Origin of the sequence: Bradyrhizobium sp. 199 (genome assembly GCF_023073355.1) — a bacterium.
Taxonomy (GTDB): Bacteria; Pseudomonadota; Alphaproteobacteria; order Rhizobiales; family Xanthobacteraceae; genus Bradyrhizobium.
In genome coordinates this window covers 413,643-429,430 of the sequence record NZ_JADPJI010000005.1, presented here as the reverse complement: position 1 = coordinate 429,430, position 15,788 = coordinate 413,643, and the positions used below count along the sequence as shown (strand labels likewise).

Below are 15,788 nucleotides of genomic sequence, written 5' to 3'. Positions count from 1 at the left end.
CAATCATCGTAATGGATCGACGCGATGATCGAGAAACGTGCTGCACAGCGTTACCGTGTTTTCAAAGGTGGAACGATCACCTTTCAAAACAACGGCATCCCTTGCACGGTGCGAAACATGTCGGCGGGCGGCGCGGCCATCGACCTCGACGCCCCCCTCAAATTGCCGCCCTCGTTCACGCTTTCGATCGCGTGCGACGATGTCGTGCGGAATTGCCGCACAGTTTGGCGCAGTGACAAGCGCATCGGCCTCGCCTTCGTGCAATAGCGCGCGCGATGTGAACGGTTCGCATCGCATCCACAGCAGGATAGATTGCGTGATGGACGTCAGCGCAGCCTTGCAGGCACGGCGAGCGCAATCAGCTCGTTGAAGCGCGAGCAGGAGATCAGGTGCCGTCCGCGGACAGCCGGCTCGCCTCGATCTGCTCGTCGCGTCACCTCGGGCGGGCGCACGGGGGGATCGCCGCTGCGGAATTCGAATGATCCGAACCAGAGGCCGCCTATTTCGGCTTCTTGGCGGGTTCGCTCGGGCGGGCTCCGCCCCAGGGGTCGTACTTGTCCTTAGGCTCGGGAATGCGCTCGAGCGCGGCCTTGTAGGCCTTCTCGTCGACCTTGGGCTTGTTGTCCGTCGGCTTGGCCGGGTCAGCTGCTGGCCGCCGGCCCTGCGCCTGGGCGGAGGCAACCGTCAGCGCCAGCACGGCGGCCGCTATGACCAAAATCCTCATTGCTGCAATCCCCCTCGACTGGGGTACAAACTTAGCCTGCAATCCCGGAATATGAAATGCCGCGAATTCCAGCACTTCAGCAAATCCTGATCGCCAGGGACTTCGCCGGATCGCATTGCTGCCTATCTGTTGGCCCGCAGGGGACCTTCACGGATGTTGCGGATTATTGCTCATGCGGCGCTGCTCGCCAGCGCGCTCGCGCTCGGTGCCTGCGGCTTTGCCGACAGCCGCGCGCCTGTGCCTGAGTTCATGCGCATGAAGGAGGTCGAGCAGCCGCCGCCCGAAGCGCCTCCCGACGTCAGGCGCGTGGTACGCGAGCAGATCGATGTCGTCTTCCTGACCACCTCCTATCCGCGCGAGGTGCACGTCGCTCCGCCCCATCGTGAGGTGCGCGGACCGGGCTGGACCTCCTGCGTGCGCGCCCAGCTCACTTCCGCCACCGGCACTTCGCTCGCTGCCCAGACCTACATCGTGACCATAACAGGCGGAAAGGTCGTCGACCGCCGGCGTGCGGAAGCCGACGACATCTGCGGGACCGAGACTTACGAGCCGATCTAGGAACCGCCTCGAAGACGGGCAGTTCCGGGAAAAACCGGCATCGCGGACGGGAACGATCACCGCCTCCCCTTCTTGTTACCGCCGAGGGCAGTTTCGAGGAGGACAGGATGAAGACATTTACGATTGCGCTTTTGGCGGGCGTCGCTGCTTTGGCAGCCGCGTCCAGTGCGAAGGCGTCCGATATTTACACAAGCAGCGAGTACGCCAATCCGGATCTGGTCCAGCAGGTACGGCTTGTCTGCGACGACGCCGGCCGCTGCTATCGCACGCGCGGGGGTTCGCGCGTGATCGTGCGCGAGTCCTATAATTCCATGCCGCGCGAGCGTTATTACGAGCGCCGGTCGTATCATCGCGACTGGGATGACGGCCCGCGCGCCGGCGTCGGCATTCGGGCGCCTGGCGTCAGCGTCGGCGTGGGTGTCGGCGACGACCGCTGGTAGTACCGCGAGGTAAGGCAAAAGGGACCGGACGAAGATCGTCGTCCGGTCCGTTTCGTGTCATCGGGAATGTCGTTCCGCATCTTTCTGCATGTTGGCGGAGATCTGGCTGACGATTCAGGATAGTTCTCGTCCGTGATCTCTACTCTCTGCAATGACCTCAGGTTTCGAGTGGATCGGCCGGCGCGACGAAGCGCGTCAGCGACGGCAGGTTGGCGACAAAGCGCGCGAGCATCATGCCGGCACACATCGCCGCGACGAAGATGAGGGCGGAAGAAGAACCGAATCCGAGCGCCGTCAGCGCCGGCCCCGGACAGAACCCCGCCAATCCCCAGCCGATCCCGAAGGATCGCGGGACCTGCGACGATTCTGGAGTCGATGTCGGTTCGCGTTGGGAGATAGAACCGTTCGGCCAAAAACGGACGCGCGCGCCGCAGGATACGGCCAAAGCCGATGAAGGTCACAGCCACCGCACCGGCCATCACGAAGGCAAGGCTCGCATCCCATGTCCCCGCCGGAATGCCACCAACGTCGAGGAAGTTCAGAACCTTCGCTGGGTCGGACATGCCGGAGACGATGAGACCGAGACCAAAGATCAGGCCGATCACGAATTGAATGAAGATGGCCATCGGCGTCAGCTCCAGTGCCGCATGACGAAGACGGTCGCCATGCCGGCTGCCATGAAGATGCCGGTCGCAGCCAATGAGCGCGGCGAGAGCCGCGACAGGCCGCAGACGCCGTGGCCGGAGGTGCAGCCGCTGCCCCACACCGAGCCAAAGCCGGTGAGCAGTCCGCCGACAATCAGGATGACTGTTCCCGCCTCGATCGTCTGTAGCGGCAGGCTTCCCGTGGCGAGCCGCACCAGCACGGGTGCGGCGACAAGCCCCGCGACGAAGGCCAGCCGACCCGCGAATTCACCGTCCTCGTAGGGCGGAAACAGCCGTGCCGCGATGCCGCTGACCCCGGCGACCCGTCCCCTCGCCCACATCAGCAGGACTGCGGACAGGCCGATCAGTGCGCCGCCCACAAGCGAAGCCATTGGCGTGAAAGACGTTGCAACCATTCGACCCTCCGGACCGAGCGCACCTCTCGCGCGCAGCGAAGACCATTATATCAGTTGTCGTGCCTACCCGCGGCGGCGCTTCGCAGCATCTCGGCAAGAATGCGCGCATTCAGCTTGGTCAAATCCAGGCGGGACGGCCAGACGATAAGGCAGCATGCGCATCCAGGGGCCTGCCGCCGCATGCTCAACGAGGCGTTAATATTGTTGCTCGAATTGAAGCGGCGTCCCAACGGTATTTTTCACTCTTTGCGCTAAGGATGACCCGCGTAACACGGGCTCGGCCCGCGTGATTGGGGACGACGGGACGTGGTCGACATCGCGCAGCAGGCGGCGATCAATCCGGCATCGGCAAGTGATGCCGCGGCCGCGCGCGCGTGTGTCCCGCTCACGACGATCGACCCCGGCCAATGGCGCGCACTCGCGCAGCGCGCGGTCGAGCCGAACGGATATTACCTGCCTGCCTGGGAGCTCGCCGTCAGCGCAACCGCGCGCGGCCGCACCAAAGCCTCGGCACTGCCAGCATTCGACGGTTCTTCGACGCGGCTGATCGGGCTGATGCCGGTGATCTCGCTGTGGCAGGCCTGGAAGATCCCCCTGCCCGCGCTGGTGAGCGCGCATCCTTACGGCACATTGTGCAGTCCGCTGATCGACCGCGACGCGTCGATCGAGGCGGCTACGTCACTGTTGCAGCAGGCGCGCAACGCCGGCGCGCATGCGCTCGTGCTGAACGACATCGCGCTCGAAGGCGCTGCGATGAGCGCACTCGATCAGGTCCTGAGCCGCGACGGCCTGAGGCCGCGCGTACTTTCGTCCTACATCCGTGCCAGCCTCGACGCGACGCAGGATGCCGAAACGCTGCTGCGCGACGCGCTCGGCACCAAAAAGCTCAAGGAGCTGCGCCGCCTGCGCCATCGCCTCGAAGAGCACGGCCCTGTTACGTTCGACGTCGCACGCCGGCCTGACGAGATCGGGCCTGCGCTCGAAGCATTCTTGCAGCTCGAGGCCAGCGGCTGGAAAGGCAAGCGCGGCACCGCACTGGTCCAGCATGCGGGCGATGCGACCTTCATTCGCCGCGCCGTCCCGGCCCTGGCGGAGACCGCGCAATGCGAGATCATCACGCTTCGCGCCGGCGCAACGCCGATCGCCGCCGGCATCGTGCTGCGCCACCAGGACCGCGCTTTCTTCTTCAAGCTCGGCATCGACGAGCGCTTTGCAAGATATTCGCCGGGCGTGCAGCTCACCCTCGAGCTCACCCGCCATCTCTGCGCCGATCCCGCCATCGCCAGCGCGGATTCCACCGCAGGCGCCGACCACCCCATGATCAACCCGATCTGGCGCGGGCGCTTCGCAATTGGTGACGTGCTGGTCCCGCTCCGGCGGCACGATCCGGTCGTGGCGCTCATTCACGGAGCGCTGGTCGGCGTCAATGCCGCGCATGAGGCTGCGCGAGCCGCGGTTCGCAGGCTCCGCAAATAGCGAAAGCTACTCCGCCGCCTGCGCGTTGATCTCCGCCGAGACCTGGCGGATGGCGCGCGCGAGCAAGTCCGGGTCCTGCGCGCCGGAGACGGCGTATTTCTGCGCGAAGACGTAGGTCGGCACGCCGGAGATACCCTTCTCGGCAGCTTCCTGCGCGTCCGCCGAGACCCGCGCGACGTCCTCGTCGGTGGCAAGACGCTTGCGCACATCGTCCGCATCGAGGCCAATGTCGGCGGCCGCCTGCACCAGCACGTCCATATCGGTGAGATCGCCGCCGTCGCGGAAATACAGCTCCATCAGGCGCTGCTTCATCTCCGGCGCCTTGCCGATCGCTTCCGCCCACAGGATGAGGCGATGGCAGTCGGTCGTGTTGGGCTGACGGGCGACCAGTTCGGGCTTGTAAAGGAGGCCCTCTTCGCCTGCGGCCGCAACGACGCGCCCCGCAATGCCCTTGTAGGCCTCGACCGAGCCGAACTTCTGGGTGAGATAGGCCTCTCGGCTGATGCCCTCGCGCGGCACCCAGGGATTGAGGAAGAACGGGCGGAAATTGAGCTTGACCGGCACGTCGGGAACCAGTGCCAGCGCGCTCTCGATCCGGTGTTTGCCGATATAGCACCACGGGCACACCACGTCGGAGACGACGTCAATCTGGAGCGGCTTTAGGGTGCTCATGAGCGCCTCCTTCGGGCGTTGCGGGTTTGTGGCCAAAGATAAGCCGAACCCTTTCCGAGGCAAGGCCGCTAGCTCATGGCTGCTGCCATTTGTCGGAGCCGCTCGGCCGTGCGCTCGTCGGCCGGGAAGAAGGTTTCCAGGGCCAACTCGGACAGCGTGATGTCGACCGGCGTGCCGAATACCATGGTGGTGGAGAAGAAACTGAGGATCTCGCCGTCATGTCGCAGCTTGAACGGGATCGCGACATTGTCGCTCGACAGCGGCGCCGCGCGCGCCGGAATCGGATAGCTCTTCAGTTCGTTATAGAGCTTGATCAGCTCAGGATCGGCGGTCGCCTCGCATTGCCGGTGCAGGCGCTCCAACAGGTGCCCGCACCATTCTGCAAGGTTGACTGTGCGCGACGCCAGCGCCTCGGGATGGAAGGCGAGCCGCAGCACGTTGAAGGGTTGGCCGAGCAGACGCTGTGGGATGCCGTCGAGCAGCGGCGCCACCATGCGATTGGCGGAGACCAGGTTCCAGTGCCTGTCTACCGCAAGGGCGGGATTGGGCTCGTGCGCCCTAAGGACAAGGTCGATCGCCTGGCGTGCTGATTTCAAGGCCGGATCCTCCAGCTGGCGCTGCGGGAATGCCGGCGCGTAGCCGGCGGCGACCAGCAGCACGTTGCGTTCGCGCAGGGGCACGTCGAGACGCTCGGCGAGCCTGAGCACCATGTCGCGTGACGGCGCGGCGCGGCCGGTCTCGACGAAACTCAGATGCCGCGCGGAGATCTCGGCCTCGCCGGCGAGATCGAGCTGGCTCATGCGGCGGCGCTGCCGCCATTCGCGCAAATGATCGCCGATATGGATCGGCTGGCTGCGTTCGGCCTGGGCGGTAGATGCATGTGCGTTCATGACCAGAAACCTATCATGCGGATTTCGGCCCTTCCATTACCCGCGAGGTAATCGAATTGCTCCTCGGGCCAGCGCATCTTCGGTTGCAACAGGAGATGACCATGATCGCGCTGCTGCTCTATCGGACCGTCGCAGACCACGTCTTGCCCTGGGCGATGGCATTAGCAACCCGGATGCTGGCGCGCAGCCTCAACATGCCCGAGCCCCTGGTGCATTCGACCGGCGATTATGTGGTCGCGCAGGTCATCGCCTTCGAGCACGGCGTCGGCAGGAGCCTCTGTCCGTTCCGCCTCGCCCGCCTGCTCCGCGCCTGGTGGCGCGGATTGCGCTGAACTCCCCCGAGCCCAACCCAACCAAGGAGAACCACGATGATCAACGCATCCACTTTCCTGCGCCGTGCCCTGCTCGCCGACGCCATCTTCAGCGGCGTTGCCGCTCTCGGTTTCACCTTCGGCGCGAGCGCGTTCGCTGCGCTCTTCAACCTGCCCGAGGCGCTGCTGCGCGAGACCGGCCTGTTCCTGATCGCCTATACCGCGCTGGTCGGCTGGCTCGCGTCCCGCCCATCCGTTTCCAGGGCGCTCGTGCTGCTGGTCGTCATCGGCAACGCCGCATGGACGGTCGGCAGCATCGGTCTGCTGCTCTCCGGCGCGGTGTCCCCGAATATCTCCGGCGAACTCATGGTCGTGGCGCAGGCCATCGCGACGGGCGTGTTCGCCGAGCTGCAATATGTGGGATTGCGGAAGAGCGGCAGTGTGGCGGTGGCGTGAGCCATTCGTGTCCCGGACGCGCTGCAACGCTTTTGGCGCTGCGGCGCAGAGCCGGGACGCGGATTGTACGGATCGCGCCGGATTGGCCGCGGCTCTGCAGCGCACGGCGGCAGCGGCGCTGCGTCCGGGGCACGGGAGCTACGCCCGCGCGCCGTTCTTCTTGCCAACCGCGTGGCCGCTGAGCTTCTTCTTTTTGGCGGCCTTGTTTTTAGGGCTCTTGGCCCCCGTCTTCTTGGCCTTGCGTTCGTCGCGCGCCTTCACCTTGGCACGTTCGGCCCGCGCCTCGGCGCGCAGCTTCTTGCGCTTCTTCTCGCAGGAGTCGCACTTGCAGCCGATCGGTTTCAGATAGGCCTTGAAATAGTCGGTGCCGTAATCGTAGTTGATCTCGTCACCCGGCTCGATGTTCTTGATGGCGCGGATGAACACCTTGCGCTCGCGCGGCCGGACGTCGGATTCGGCGTTGGGCCGGCAGGAATGATTGATATAGCGGGCGAGGTTCTTGCGCACCGAGCCGTCGATGGTCCAGCGCCCGTTGAGCTCGAACAGATATTTGTTCTCGATGTCGTCGTGCGCCGGAATGCGCGAGTCCAGGATGGGTCCGAAATAGCGGACGATCCGGGTGCCCTTCTTGATCGGCTTGGTGGCGAAGAGGCCGAGTCCAGTCTTGGAGCGGCCGACGCGATAGGGTTTGTTCGACGATGTGGCTGGCATGATCTAGTAAACGAGGACGCGAACGAGGCTGGAAGAGCCCAAGCGAAGCCGCTCTTCTAGAACGATTCCGCGCGGCTGTCAGGTATATCCCGGCCCTGTTTGAACCTTGCCCACAATGAAGACGTCTGATGGTACGGAGTTCCCGTACCGTCAAAGCCCTGATGAACCATATCACCCGCATTGGCCTCGCTGCCTTGATGATTTGCATCGGCCTGAACAGGGCCGACGCCCAATCCGTGGGCAGCACCTACACCTCGACGGCGCCGAAGAATTGCCGCCAGATCAGCAAGCCTAGCGAGCTCGACGGCAGCACCACGAGGGCATGTTCGGGTAAGGACGGCCTCCTGGTGCTGATTGCCGAGGACGATCTTCGCGAAATCGTCTCGGTCGGGCGCAATCGCAAGGAAGCGGCCGCGGAACCTGCGGCAAAGGTCTGGTTTCCCCCGTTCAATTCATCCGAGACCACCGTCGAGTGGCGCGCCGTGGGCGGAAAGCCGTTCGCGATCATCCAGCGCTGGCACATCGCCGACAGCACCGATCCCGACAAGCAGGGGCGGCCGACCACCAAGGCCATGCTGGTCGTGACCCGGCTGCCCCCAGGCCCAGTCTGCCACGTCGCCTATGTCGACGCGGTCGCCAACCCCACCGCCAACGAGCTCGCGCGCAAGGCCGCCGATGATTTCGCCCGCGGCTTCACGTGCGGCAAGGACGAGGTGAAGGTCGTCGGCGCGCGCGGCCGCGCGGTCGAGCTTGCGACGATGCGCTAGGGTTCCGCGGATCGATCAGCGGCTTGGCAGCTTTGCCGTTATGGGTGCGGTCAGCATCGCTTCCAGGAGCCGCTCGGCCGTGGTCCCTTCAGGCAGCCGCTCCAGAATATCCTTTAGCCGTCCATCGAGCAGCAGCGTAGTGAAGCCGTGCACCATCGACCAGGCACGTGCGATCGCGGCGCCCTGGTTCAGCGTCAGCGCATCCTCGCTGATCTGCTCTTGCCGCATCATGCCGACCGCGTTTGCAAGTCCGGCGAAGGAGGCTTCGGCTGCCTCGTGCAGCGAGGGCCTGGTATAATCGAGACGCTCGGTGCGGAACATGATGCCGTACATGCCGGGATGAGCCTGCGCGTAGGCAACATAGGCTTTCGGGCGCGCCAGCGCATGCTCGAGCGGCGTGGAGGCGGCATCGGACGAGGCCGCCATCGCCGCGTTGAACTGGCGAAAGCCGACCGCCGCAAGCTCGCTGAGAAGGCCGGTGAGATCACCGAAATGATGGGTCGGAGCGGCATGCGAGACACCCGCCTCGCGCGCCACCGCGCGCAATGTAAGGCCGGCGAGCCCATCGCGTTCCAGCACCCGTTCGGCGGCCTGGAGCAGCGCCTCGCGCAGGGCACCGTGATGGTACGGCGTCTCGGTCTTCGCGCTTCCCGGGCGGCGTGGTGGACGCGATGCCGCGGCCGACCTCGTTCTTCTGGGGGCACGCGAGCTTCGCGCGGTTTCGCTCTTGGTCTCGGGCTTGGTCATTTGCAAGCTATATGACGCAATATTGACACTGTAAAGATTTCGCTTGACCGATGCGGCAATCGGCGCTATCTCATCTTTACGATGTAAAGATAAGGGAGGATCTGCCGTGCTGCACGACTCCATCACCGAGAGCCGCAATAATATCGCGCCGATCCCGTTCGAAGCGGACGCGCCATTCCTGAAGATCGTCGGCGAATTGCCGCGCGAGCTGAACGGCACCCTCTATCGCAATGGCCCCAATCCGCAGTTCGCTTCGCCCGGCGCGCACTGGTTCGTCGGCGACGGCATGCTGCACGCATTCCAGCTCGAGAACGGGCGCGCGAGCTACCGCAACCGCTGGGTCCGTACCCCGAAATGGCTCGCCGAGCACGATGCCGGCCGCGCTTTGTTCGGCGGCTTCGGCCGCAAGCTGCCGGATGCCCCGGCTGATCTCACCGATGGCGGCGTCGCCAACACCAGCATCATCTTCCATGCCGGCAAGCTGCTGGCGCTGGAAGAAGCGCATCTGCCGACCGAGATCGAGCCGGGCACGCTGGCAACGCGCGGCTATCACAACTATCAGGGCCGCGTCGCCGGCACTTTTACGGCGCACCCCAAGATCGATCCTCTGACCGGTGAGCTGGTGTTCTTCGGCTACAATGCGGCCGGTCCGCTGACGCCTGCCCTCTCCTACGGCTCGATCGATGCCTCCGGCAAGGCGACGCGGTTCGAGCGGTTCGAGGCGCCCTATGCCAGCATGGTGCACGACTTCATCGTCACCGCGAACCATGTGCTGTTTCCGATCCTCCCCATCACCGGCAGCATGGAGCGCGCCATGAGCGGACGGCCCTACGCCTGGGAGCCGGACAAGGGCGCCTATGTCGGCGTGATGAAGCGGAGCGGCACGGCCAAAGACATCGTCTGGTTTCGCAGCGAGGCCTGCTACGTCTTCCACGTCATGAATGCGTGGGAGGACCAGAACCGCATCATCGCCGACGTCATGCAGTTCGAGCAGGCGCCGCTGTTTCCGCATCCCGACGGCCGGCCGACCGATCCGGAGAAGTCGCGCGCCCGGCACTGCCGCTGGACCTTCGACCTCTCAGGGCATACCGACCGCTTCCAGCAGACTTATCTGGACGATCTCACCGGCGAATTCCCGCGCATCGACGATCGCCGCGCCGGGCTGAAAAACCGTCACGGCTGGTACGCCTGCGCCAATCCGCGGCTGCCGATGTTCGGCGCGCTCTCCGGCGTCGTCCATGTCGACGGCGACGGCCGCCGGCTCGGCCATTATCTGCTGCCCGCCGGCGACACCATCTCCGAGCCGGTGTTCGTCGAGCGATCGAAGGATGCGAATGAGGGCGATGGCTGGCTGCTCGCCGTGGTCTGGCGCGCGCGGGAGAACCGCAGCGACCTCGCCGTGTTCAACGCCACCGATGTCGAGGCGGGCCCCGTCGCGCTGGTGCAGCTCGGCCACCGCGTACCCGATGGTTTTCACGGCAATTGGGTGGGCGCGGCTTAGCGCGCCGGAATGACGGCGCAGACGCATCAGCAAAGAGATATCGCATGCACATGCCCTCGATCACTGTGAACTATCTCGCTGTCCTCGCCCTGGCTTGCGTTGCGCTCGCGCTCCAGATGATCCGGCGGCGGCGGCGGAGCAGCCACGTCATCTTCGACGGCGGCATCCTGCTCGCCGCCTTCCTTCTCATCGCCGCCGCGCTGCCGATCCTGTCGCGCCTGTCTTGGGGGGAATTGGCGGACGGGGCGTCCGATCAAGCCGTTGCGGCACTTCATTTTCTGGAGGTTGCTTACGCTATTTTGACACTGTAAAGATTTGGCTTAACCCGGCACCCTTCCTTGACTAATGATCTTTACATCGTAAAGATCGGCCTCTCAGAGGTGGGCAATGGCGATTTTCCTGATCCTCGCGCCCTACGGCGCTTACACCTTCCTGATGCTGGTGACCTCGGCCACCATCAGCGTGTTCGCGGCCGCCACAATCTGCCTCGCCACCGTCGGCATCGATGTCGCGTGCGGCCGTTCGGTAAAGACGCTGGCGGCGGGCTCGGCGGTCGTGTTCGCCGCAATCGGCTTCTACCTCGCGCTGCTCGACCCGACGCTGGGAGCGCTCGGCGTCAAGCTGTCGGTCGATCTCGGCATCTTCGCGATCTCGCTCGGCTCGATGCTGGTCCGCCGTCCCTTCACGCTGCAATATGCGCTCGAAGCGGTGCCGGCCGAGACCGCAGCGCTGCCCGGCTTTCTCCGCGCCAATTACGTCATCACCGGCGCCTGGACCGCGGCCACACTCTTGATGGCGGCGGCCAATGTCGTGCTGCTCTACGTCCCGGGCCTGCCGCTGTGGTCGAGCCTTGCGGTCGCCTTTGCCGCGCGCAACAGCGCGGTTTACTTCACAAAGTGGTATCCCGGATATCGCCAGATCAAGTACGGTACGCCCGCCCCCACATTGCCCAACGGTCGCTGAACAGGATTGACGATGAAGGACGTATTCGCCCGCCTCGGTGCCGATCTCTTCTCTGCCATCGTCTTCCTGGTCGTCTACCTCGTCACCGACAACGTCATACTGGCGACGTCGGTGGCGATCGCTGGCGCATTCGGACAGGTGGTCTACGCGCGCATCAAGGGGCAGCAGCTCAACTACATGACTTATGCGAGCCTGGCGCTCGTCGTCGTGCTGGGCACGGTCACGCTCCTGACCAATGATCCCCGCTTCATGCTGGCAAAGCCCGCGATCGCGCATTTCGCGATCGGTCTGATCATGCTCAAGCGCGGCTGGATGCTGCGCTACATGCCACCGATCGTCGTCGAGACCGTTCCGGAATATGTGACGGCCGCGGGCTATGCCTGGGCGGCGCTGATGTTCGTGATCGGCGCCGGCGTGATCATGGTTGCCTCCACCGGCGATCTGAAGCTATGGGCGTTTTACCTGACGGTGGTCGCAGGCGGCGGCAAGATCCTCGCCTTTGCCGTGCAGTACGTCGTTCTCAGGCTCGTCGTCACCAGCCGCAGGCGCGCCGCCGCCCGCGCCTAAATGCCCTGTCGGAGCGTTAGGCAGGAGCTGGGAGTTGCGCTATAGGCTGATCCGGGACTGGCCGCGGATGGTCGTGGCCCGCCGGGATTTGTTCGGGAGACGGGAATGGCCGTAGACGGCAACTGGAATCTAACCATGACGACGCCGATGGGCGAGCGCCAAGCGACGCTGAGCCTCAAGGCCGCCGGCGGCACGCTCACGGGTACGCAAGGCGCGGAAGGTAATACCGCCGAGATCTTCGACGGCACCGTCTCTGGCGACAACGTTTCGTGGAAGGTCTCGATCACCAACCCGATGCCGCTCACGCTCGAATTCGCCGGCACCGTCTCCGGCGACAGCATCAGCGGCGAGATGGGCATCGGTCCGATGGGCAGCTTTCCCTTCACGGGCGTACGGGCGTAAGGCCACGCCCTCGCCACATGCCCACCATCCGACTCTTCGTGGCGTCGATGCTGTGTGTCGCAGCAGCGGCGGTGGCACGCGCGGAAGAAACCGAACCGGCGTGGCGCGCAAGCGCGATCGCCATGGTGCCGTCGGGCTTTGTGGCCGGCGCCGCCTATCGGACTGATGGCTCGTCCGGCTACCTCGCCGTCTATCCCGTGACATCGAACGATCCGAAGACACCGGGAAGCGTCTTTGCTGCACGTCAGGCTCTGGTCGTGACACTGACGCCGGATGCGACGCGCGCAGTGTCAGCCGAGCTGAAGCCGCGCACCGGGCCGGATCCTGATAACGACGACAGTGATTTCGCCAAGCTGCACGCCGATCTCGCCGCCAAGCGCGCAACGCTGCCCGGTGGCACCGAGCCCTGCGATCTCGGCGCCTGGTCGATCGACAAGGACACCAGCGGTCTCAACGTGCGCGCCGAGCCGTCAGCGAAGGCGCGCGTGCTCGGCACGCTGCCAGCGCCCTACCGGCTGAAGCTAGGAGGCCGGGAGAACACGCCCGACGGCGGCTGGCTCACCGAATTCCGCATCATCGGCTTCAAGGACGGCTGGTTCCTGATCGAAGGCGCCACGCCGCCGGGCAAGGACTACGAGGACGAGAAGCAATATCCGCGCAGCGCACCAAAGCCCTATGCCGGGCGCGGCTGGGTCGCTTCCAACAAGGTGGGCGCGTCCTACGCCAATGGCGCCACGCGCATGGGCGGACTCTTTCAGGCCCCCTTCGTCGACGCCAAATGGATGCCAGCCGAGCGCGAGCTCGGCGGCGCGCTCGACACCGACGGCGGCCCGAAGCGCCTCTTGGCCTGCAGCGGCTTCTGGGGTCTCGTCGAGAGCCATGACGGCGTCCGCGGCTGGTGGCGCTCGCTGTGCTCGAATCAGGTCACGAATTGCAGTTAGGCAAATAGAGCGACCAGGCACCCTCGGGTGTTCCGGGGCGCGATGCAGCGCATAGCGCTGCTCCGCGGAGCCGGCCCCGATGCATCGGCCATGGAGCCCGGATCAGCAGCGCATCACCATAGCGCGGCGAAGACCAGCTTGAACGCGCTTGTGGTGCTGCGCAGCATCTAGGGAACGTGGCCTCAGCCCAAATTCAGCTCCTTGAAGAAGTCGTTGCCTTTGTCGTCGACGATGATGAACGCCGGGAAGTCGACGACTTCGATGCGCCAGATCGCCTCCATGCCGAGCTCGGGATATTCGAGCACTTCGACCTTCTTGATGCAGTGCTCGGCGAGGTTCGCCGCCGCGCCGCCGATCGAACCGAGATAGAAGCCGCCATACTTCTTGCAGGCCTCGCGTACGGCAGGCGCCCGGTTGCCTTTGGCCACCATCACCATCGAGCCGCCGGCGGCCTGAAACTGATCGACGAAGGAATCCATGCGGCCCGCTGTGGTCGGACCGAACGCACCGGAAGCGTAGCCGTCGGGCGTCTTGGCGGGGCCGGCGTAGTAGACCGGATGGTTCTTGAAATAATCCGGCAGCGGCTCGCCCCTCTCCAGCCGCTTGCGCAGCTTGGCATGGGCCGAATCGCGCGCCACGATCATGGTGCCGGTCATCGAGACCCGCGTCTTGATCGGGTGCTGCGAGAACGCCGCCAGGATGTCCTTCATCGGCTGGTTGAGGTCGATCTTGACGACCTCGCCGCCGAGCGCCTCTTCGACCTCAGGCAGATATTGCGCCGGGTTATGCTCAAGCTCTTCGAGATAGACGCCATCCCTGGTGATCTTGCCGAGCACCTGACGGTCGGCCGAGCAGGACACGCCAAGCCCGATGGGAAGCGATGCGCCGTGACGCGGCATGCGGATCACGCGCACGTCGTGGCAGAAATATTTTCCGCCGAACTGCGCGCCAACGCCGAGCGACTGCGTCATCTCATGGATTTCCTTCTCCATCTCGACGTCGCGGAAGGCGTTGCCGTCCGGCGAGCCCTGGGTCGGCAGCGCATCGAGATAGCGGGCGGAGGCGAGCTTCACCGTCTTCATGCACAACTCGGCCGAGGTGCCGCCGATCACGATGGCGAGGTGATAGGGTGGGCACGCAGCAGTCCCGAGAGTGAGAATCTTTTCCTTGAGAAACGCGAGCAGCCGATCCTTGGTCAGAACCGAAGGCGTCGCCTGGAAGAGGAAGCTCTTGTTGGCGCTGCCGCCGCCCTTCGCCATGAACATGAACTTGTAGGCGTCGTGGCCCTCGGCGTAGATCTCGCATTGTGCCGGCATGTTGTTGGCGGTGTTCTTCTCCTCGTACATCGAGAGCGGCGCCACCTGCGAGTAGCGCAGATTGCGGCGCAGGTAAGCATCGCGCGCGCCTTCCGAGAGCGCCGCCTCGTCGTCACCGTCAGTGATGACGTTGCAGCCCTTCTTGCCCATGATGATCGCGGTGCCGGTGTCCTGGCACATCGGCAGCACGCCGCCGGCGGCGATATTGGCGTTCTTCAAAAAGTCCAGCGCGACGAACTTGTCGTTGGGGCTGGCCTCGCCGTCCTCCAGGATGGCGCGAAGCTGCTTCAGATGGCCCGGCCGCAGGTAATGATTGATGTCGCCGAAGGCCGCCTCCGACAACGCCCGCAGCGCCTCGCGCGACACCACCAGCATGTCTTTCCCTAAGACCTTCTCGATCCGCACGCCCTCGGCCGTGATCTTCTTGTAGGGCGTCTCGTCCTTGCCCAGCGGGAACAGCGGGGTGTGCTTATAGGGCGGAACGGGTTTTGACTGGTCCGGAAAAGCGATGGGAGCGTTCATGGAGCGAATCTCGGGGTTTGGAGCCCTGGCGGGCCTCTAAGCATAGAAGGGTTCTAAGCCCATTTTGAGCGGAAAGGAAAGGTGAACGGCGCGCATGGCGGAGGCCAGCCTGGGCTGGGGAAGGCACTGACACAGCACGCGAAATGCCCTCATCCACCCTTGCGCTCCGGGCGCGACGACGGTTGAATGCGCGCCCTAAGGGGCTTTCATCATGACATTGAAACTGAACGTCCGCGGCGCGATCCTGGTCGCCGCCGCCATCACCGGCCTTGTGACCCTCGCCACGCCTGCGCGCGCCGACCGCTGCGACGACAGCGCCAAGGAGCTGGCGAACCAGGTCGATCGCCTCAAGGTGAATTTCCGCGCCGCCAACGTCGTTTACCTGGCGCATCCGGCCGCCAAGGAGCTGTCGGTCGGCTGCCGCGGCGACAAATATTCCATCGAGCTTTATGCCAAGGGCGATCGCAAGCCCACGCCGGAGTTCTATGCGCTGGTGGGGTCGATGGCGGCGATCGTCTTCACCGTGACCAAGGACGATACCACGACGGGCGCGACACGCTGCCTGAAGCGGATGGGCCTGCTCCGCGGCGACAAGGTCAGCATGCGCTATCGGCGGCTCAACATGGAATGCACCCGCACCAAGAAGGACGCGGCGATCGCGATCACGCGCGGCAAGGACGAATAGGCGAGGCTCTCCTCCTCGCCGGCTGCGGATGCCGTACATTTGTAGTGCGACGGAGCCTGCCGCGGACTCTGTCATTGCG

General features: G+C 64.8%; 21 protein-coding genes and 1 pseudogene. 14 read left to right on the top strand and 8 right to left on the bottom strand.

Features of this window, described 5'->3' with window-relative positions:
• Positions 1-24: 24 nt before the first annotated feature.
• Complete coding sequence (locus IVB28_RS10345; protein ID WP_247525966.1) at positions 25-267, top strand: PilZ domain-containing protein; 243 nt, start codon at positions 25-27, stop codon at positions 265-267.
• A 232-nt stretch (positions 268-499) separates the two neighbouring features.
• Here the strand turns inward: IVB28_RS10345 and IVB28_RS10340 are convergent, their stop codons facing one another.
• The gene (locus tag IVB28_RS10340) at positions 500-724 is read right to left on the bottom strand and encodes a hypothetical protein (RefSeq protein WP_247525965.1); all 225 of its coding nucleotides are present in this window, start codon (positions 722-724) and stop codon (positions 500-502) included.
• Positions 725-877: 153 nt separating this feature from the next.
• On the opposite strand from IVB28_RS10340, the gene IVB28_RS10335 reads away from it, so the two are divergent.
• Both IVB28_RS10335 and IVB28_RS10330 read left to right on the top strand, forming a co-directional pair.
• Complete coding sequence (locus IVB28_RS10335; protein WP_247525964.1) at positions 878-1,282, top strand: hypothetical protein; 405 nt, start codon at positions 878-880, stop codon at positions 1,280-1,282.
• 107 nt (positions 1,283-1,389) lie between these two features.
• Complete coding sequence (locus tag IVB28_RS10330; RefSeq protein ID WP_247525963.1) at positions 1,390-1,722, top strand: hypothetical protein; 333 nt, start codon at positions 1,390-1,392, stop codon at positions 1,720-1,722.
• Between the two features lie 157 nt (positions 1,723-1,879).
• Here IVB28_RS10330 and IVB28_RS10325 read toward each other — a convergent pair.
• Positions 1,880-2,348, bottom strand: a pseudogene (locus IVB28_RS10325) (DUF6691 family protein).
• 5 nt (positions 2,349-2,353) lie between these two features.
• On the bottom strand, positions 2,354-2,782 hold the full coding sequence (locus tag IVB28_RS10320; RefSeq protein ID WP_247525962.1) for a YeeE/YedE family protein: 429 nt from the start codon (positions 2,780-2,782) through the stop codon (positions 2,354-2,356).
• 306 nt (positions 2,783-3,088) lie between these two features.
• Here IVB28_RS10320 and IVB28_RS10315 point away from each other — a divergent pair, with 306 nt between their 5' ends.
• On the top strand, positions 3,089-4,258 hold the full coding sequence (locus IVB28_RS10315) for a GNAT family N-acetyltransferase (RefSeq protein ID WP_247525961.1): 1,170 nt from the start codon (positions 3,089-3,091) through the stop codon (positions 4,256-4,258).
• A 6-nt stretch (positions 4,259-4,264) separates the two neighbouring features.
• Here the strand turns inward: IVB28_RS10315 and IVB28_RS10310 are convergent, their stop codons facing one another.
• Both IVB28_RS10310 and IVB28_RS10305 read right to left on the bottom strand, forming a co-directional pair.
• Positions 4,265-4,930: a DsbA family oxidoreductase gene (locus IVB28_RS10310; RefSeq protein WP_247525960.1), complete on the bottom strand. Its 666-nt coding sequence runs from the start codon at positions 4,928-4,930 to the stop codon at positions 4,265-4,267.
• A gap of 68 nt (positions 4,931-4,998) precedes the next feature.
• On the bottom strand, positions 4,999-5,820 hold the full coding sequence (locus tag IVB28_RS10305) for a helix-turn-helix transcriptional regulator (RefSeq protein ID WP_247525959.1): 822 nt from the start codon (positions 5,818-5,820) through the stop codon (positions 4,999-5,001).
• 101 nt (positions 5,821-5,921) lie between these two features.
• Between IVB28_RS10305 and IVB28_RS10300 the strand changes: the two genes are divergently transcribed.
• Together IVB28_RS10300 and IVB28_RS10295 are read left to right on the top strand one after the other, a co-directional pair.
• Positions 5,922-6,152 (top strand): hypothetical protein, encoded by a 231-nt coding sequence (locus IVB28_RS10300; protein ID WP_247525958.1) that lies wholly within the window; start codon positions 5,922-5,924, stop codon positions 6,150-6,152.
• A 36-nt stretch (positions 6,153-6,188) separates the two neighbouring features.
• The gene (locus tag IVB28_RS10295; protein WP_247525957.1) at positions 6,189-6,587 is read left to right on the top strand and encodes a hypothetical protein; all 399 of its coding nucleotides are present in this window, start codon (positions 6,189-6,191) and stop codon (positions 6,585-6,587) included.
• 138 nt (positions 6,588-6,725) lie between these two features.
• Here the strand turns inward: IVB28_RS10295 and IVB28_RS10290 are convergent, their stop codons facing one another.
• Positions 6,726-7,298, bottom strand: coding sequence for an SET domain-containing protein (locus tag IVB28_RS10290; protein ID WP_247525956.1), 573 nt, complete (start codon positions 7,296-7,298; stop codon positions 6,726-6,728).
• A gap of 161 nt (positions 7,299-7,459) precedes the next feature.
• Here IVB28_RS10290 and IVB28_RS10285 point away from each other — a divergent pair, with 161 nt between their 5' ends.
• Entirely contained in the window at positions 7,460-8,065 is a 606-nt protein-coding gene (locus IVB28_RS10285) for a hypothetical protein (RefSeq protein ID WP_247528503.1), read from the top strand.
• A 15-nt stretch (positions 8,066-8,080) separates the two neighbouring features.
• On the opposite strand, the gene IVB28_RS10280 is transcribed toward IVB28_RS10285, so the two are convergent.
• The gene (locus IVB28_RS10280) at positions 8,081-8,812 is read right to left on the bottom strand and encodes a TetR-like C-terminal domain-containing protein (RefSeq protein WP_247525955.1); all 732 of its coding nucleotides are present in this window, start codon (positions 8,810-8,812) and stop codon (positions 8,081-8,083) included.
• A gap of 106 nt (positions 8,813-8,918) precedes the next feature.
• Between IVB28_RS10280 and IVB28_RS10275 the strand changes: the two genes are divergently transcribed.
• The 6 genes from IVB28_RS10275 to IVB28_RS10250 all read left to right on the top strand — a co-directional run bounded on the left by IVB28_RS10275 (position 8,919) and on the right by IVB28_RS10250 (position 13,186).
• Complete coding sequence (locus IVB28_RS10275) at positions 8,919-10,313, top strand: carotenoid oxygenase family protein (protein WP_247525954.1); 1,395 nt, start codon at positions 8,919-8,921, stop codon at positions 10,311-10,313.
• A 44-nt stretch (positions 10,314-10,357) separates the two neighbouring features.
• Positions 10,358-10,624 (top strand): hypothetical protein, encoded by a 267-nt coding sequence (locus tag IVB28_RS10270; protein ID WP_247525953.1) that lies wholly within the window; start codon positions 10,358-10,360, stop codon positions 10,622-10,624.
• Between the two features lie 76 nt (positions 10,625-10,700).
• Positions 10,701-11,276 (top strand): hypothetical protein, encoded by a 576-nt coding sequence (locus tag IVB28_RS10265; protein ID WP_247525952.1) that lies wholly within the window; start codon positions 10,701-10,703, stop codon positions 11,274-11,276.
• Positions 11,277-11,288: 12 nt separating this feature from the next.
• A complete protein-coding gene (locus IVB28_RS10260; RefSeq protein ID WP_247525951.1) occupies positions 11,289-11,843 on the top strand; it encodes a septation protein IspZ in 555 nt (184 codons plus the stop codon).
• A gap of 105 nt (positions 11,844-11,948) precedes the next feature.
• The gene (locus IVB28_RS10255) at positions 11,949-12,245 is read left to right on the top strand and encodes a hypothetical protein (protein WP_247525950.1); all 297 of its coding nucleotides are present in this window, start codon (positions 11,949-11,951) and stop codon (positions 12,243-12,245) included.
• Between the two features lie 17 nt (positions 12,246-12,262).
• On the top strand, positions 12,263-13,186 hold the full coding sequence (locus IVB28_RS10250; protein WP_247525949.1) for an SH3 domain-containing protein: 924 nt from the start codon (positions 12,263-12,265) through the stop codon (positions 13,184-13,186).
• A gap of 182 nt (positions 13,187-13,368) precedes the next feature.
• On the opposite strand, the gene IVB28_RS10245 is transcribed toward IVB28_RS10250, so the two are convergent.
• Complete coding sequence (locus IVB28_RS10245; RefSeq protein ID WP_247525948.1) at positions 13,369-15,024, bottom strand: fumarate hydratase; 1,656 nt, start codon at positions 15,022-15,024, stop codon at positions 13,369-13,371.
• Between the two features lie 211 nt (positions 15,025-15,235).
• Here IVB28_RS10245 and IVB28_RS10240 point away from each other — a divergent pair, with 211 nt between their 5' ends.
• Entirely contained in the window at positions 15,236-15,709 is a 474-nt protein-coding gene (locus IVB28_RS10240) for a hypothetical protein (protein WP_247525947.1), read from the top strand.
• The last annotated feature ends 79 nt before the right edge of the window (positions 15,710-15,788 follow it).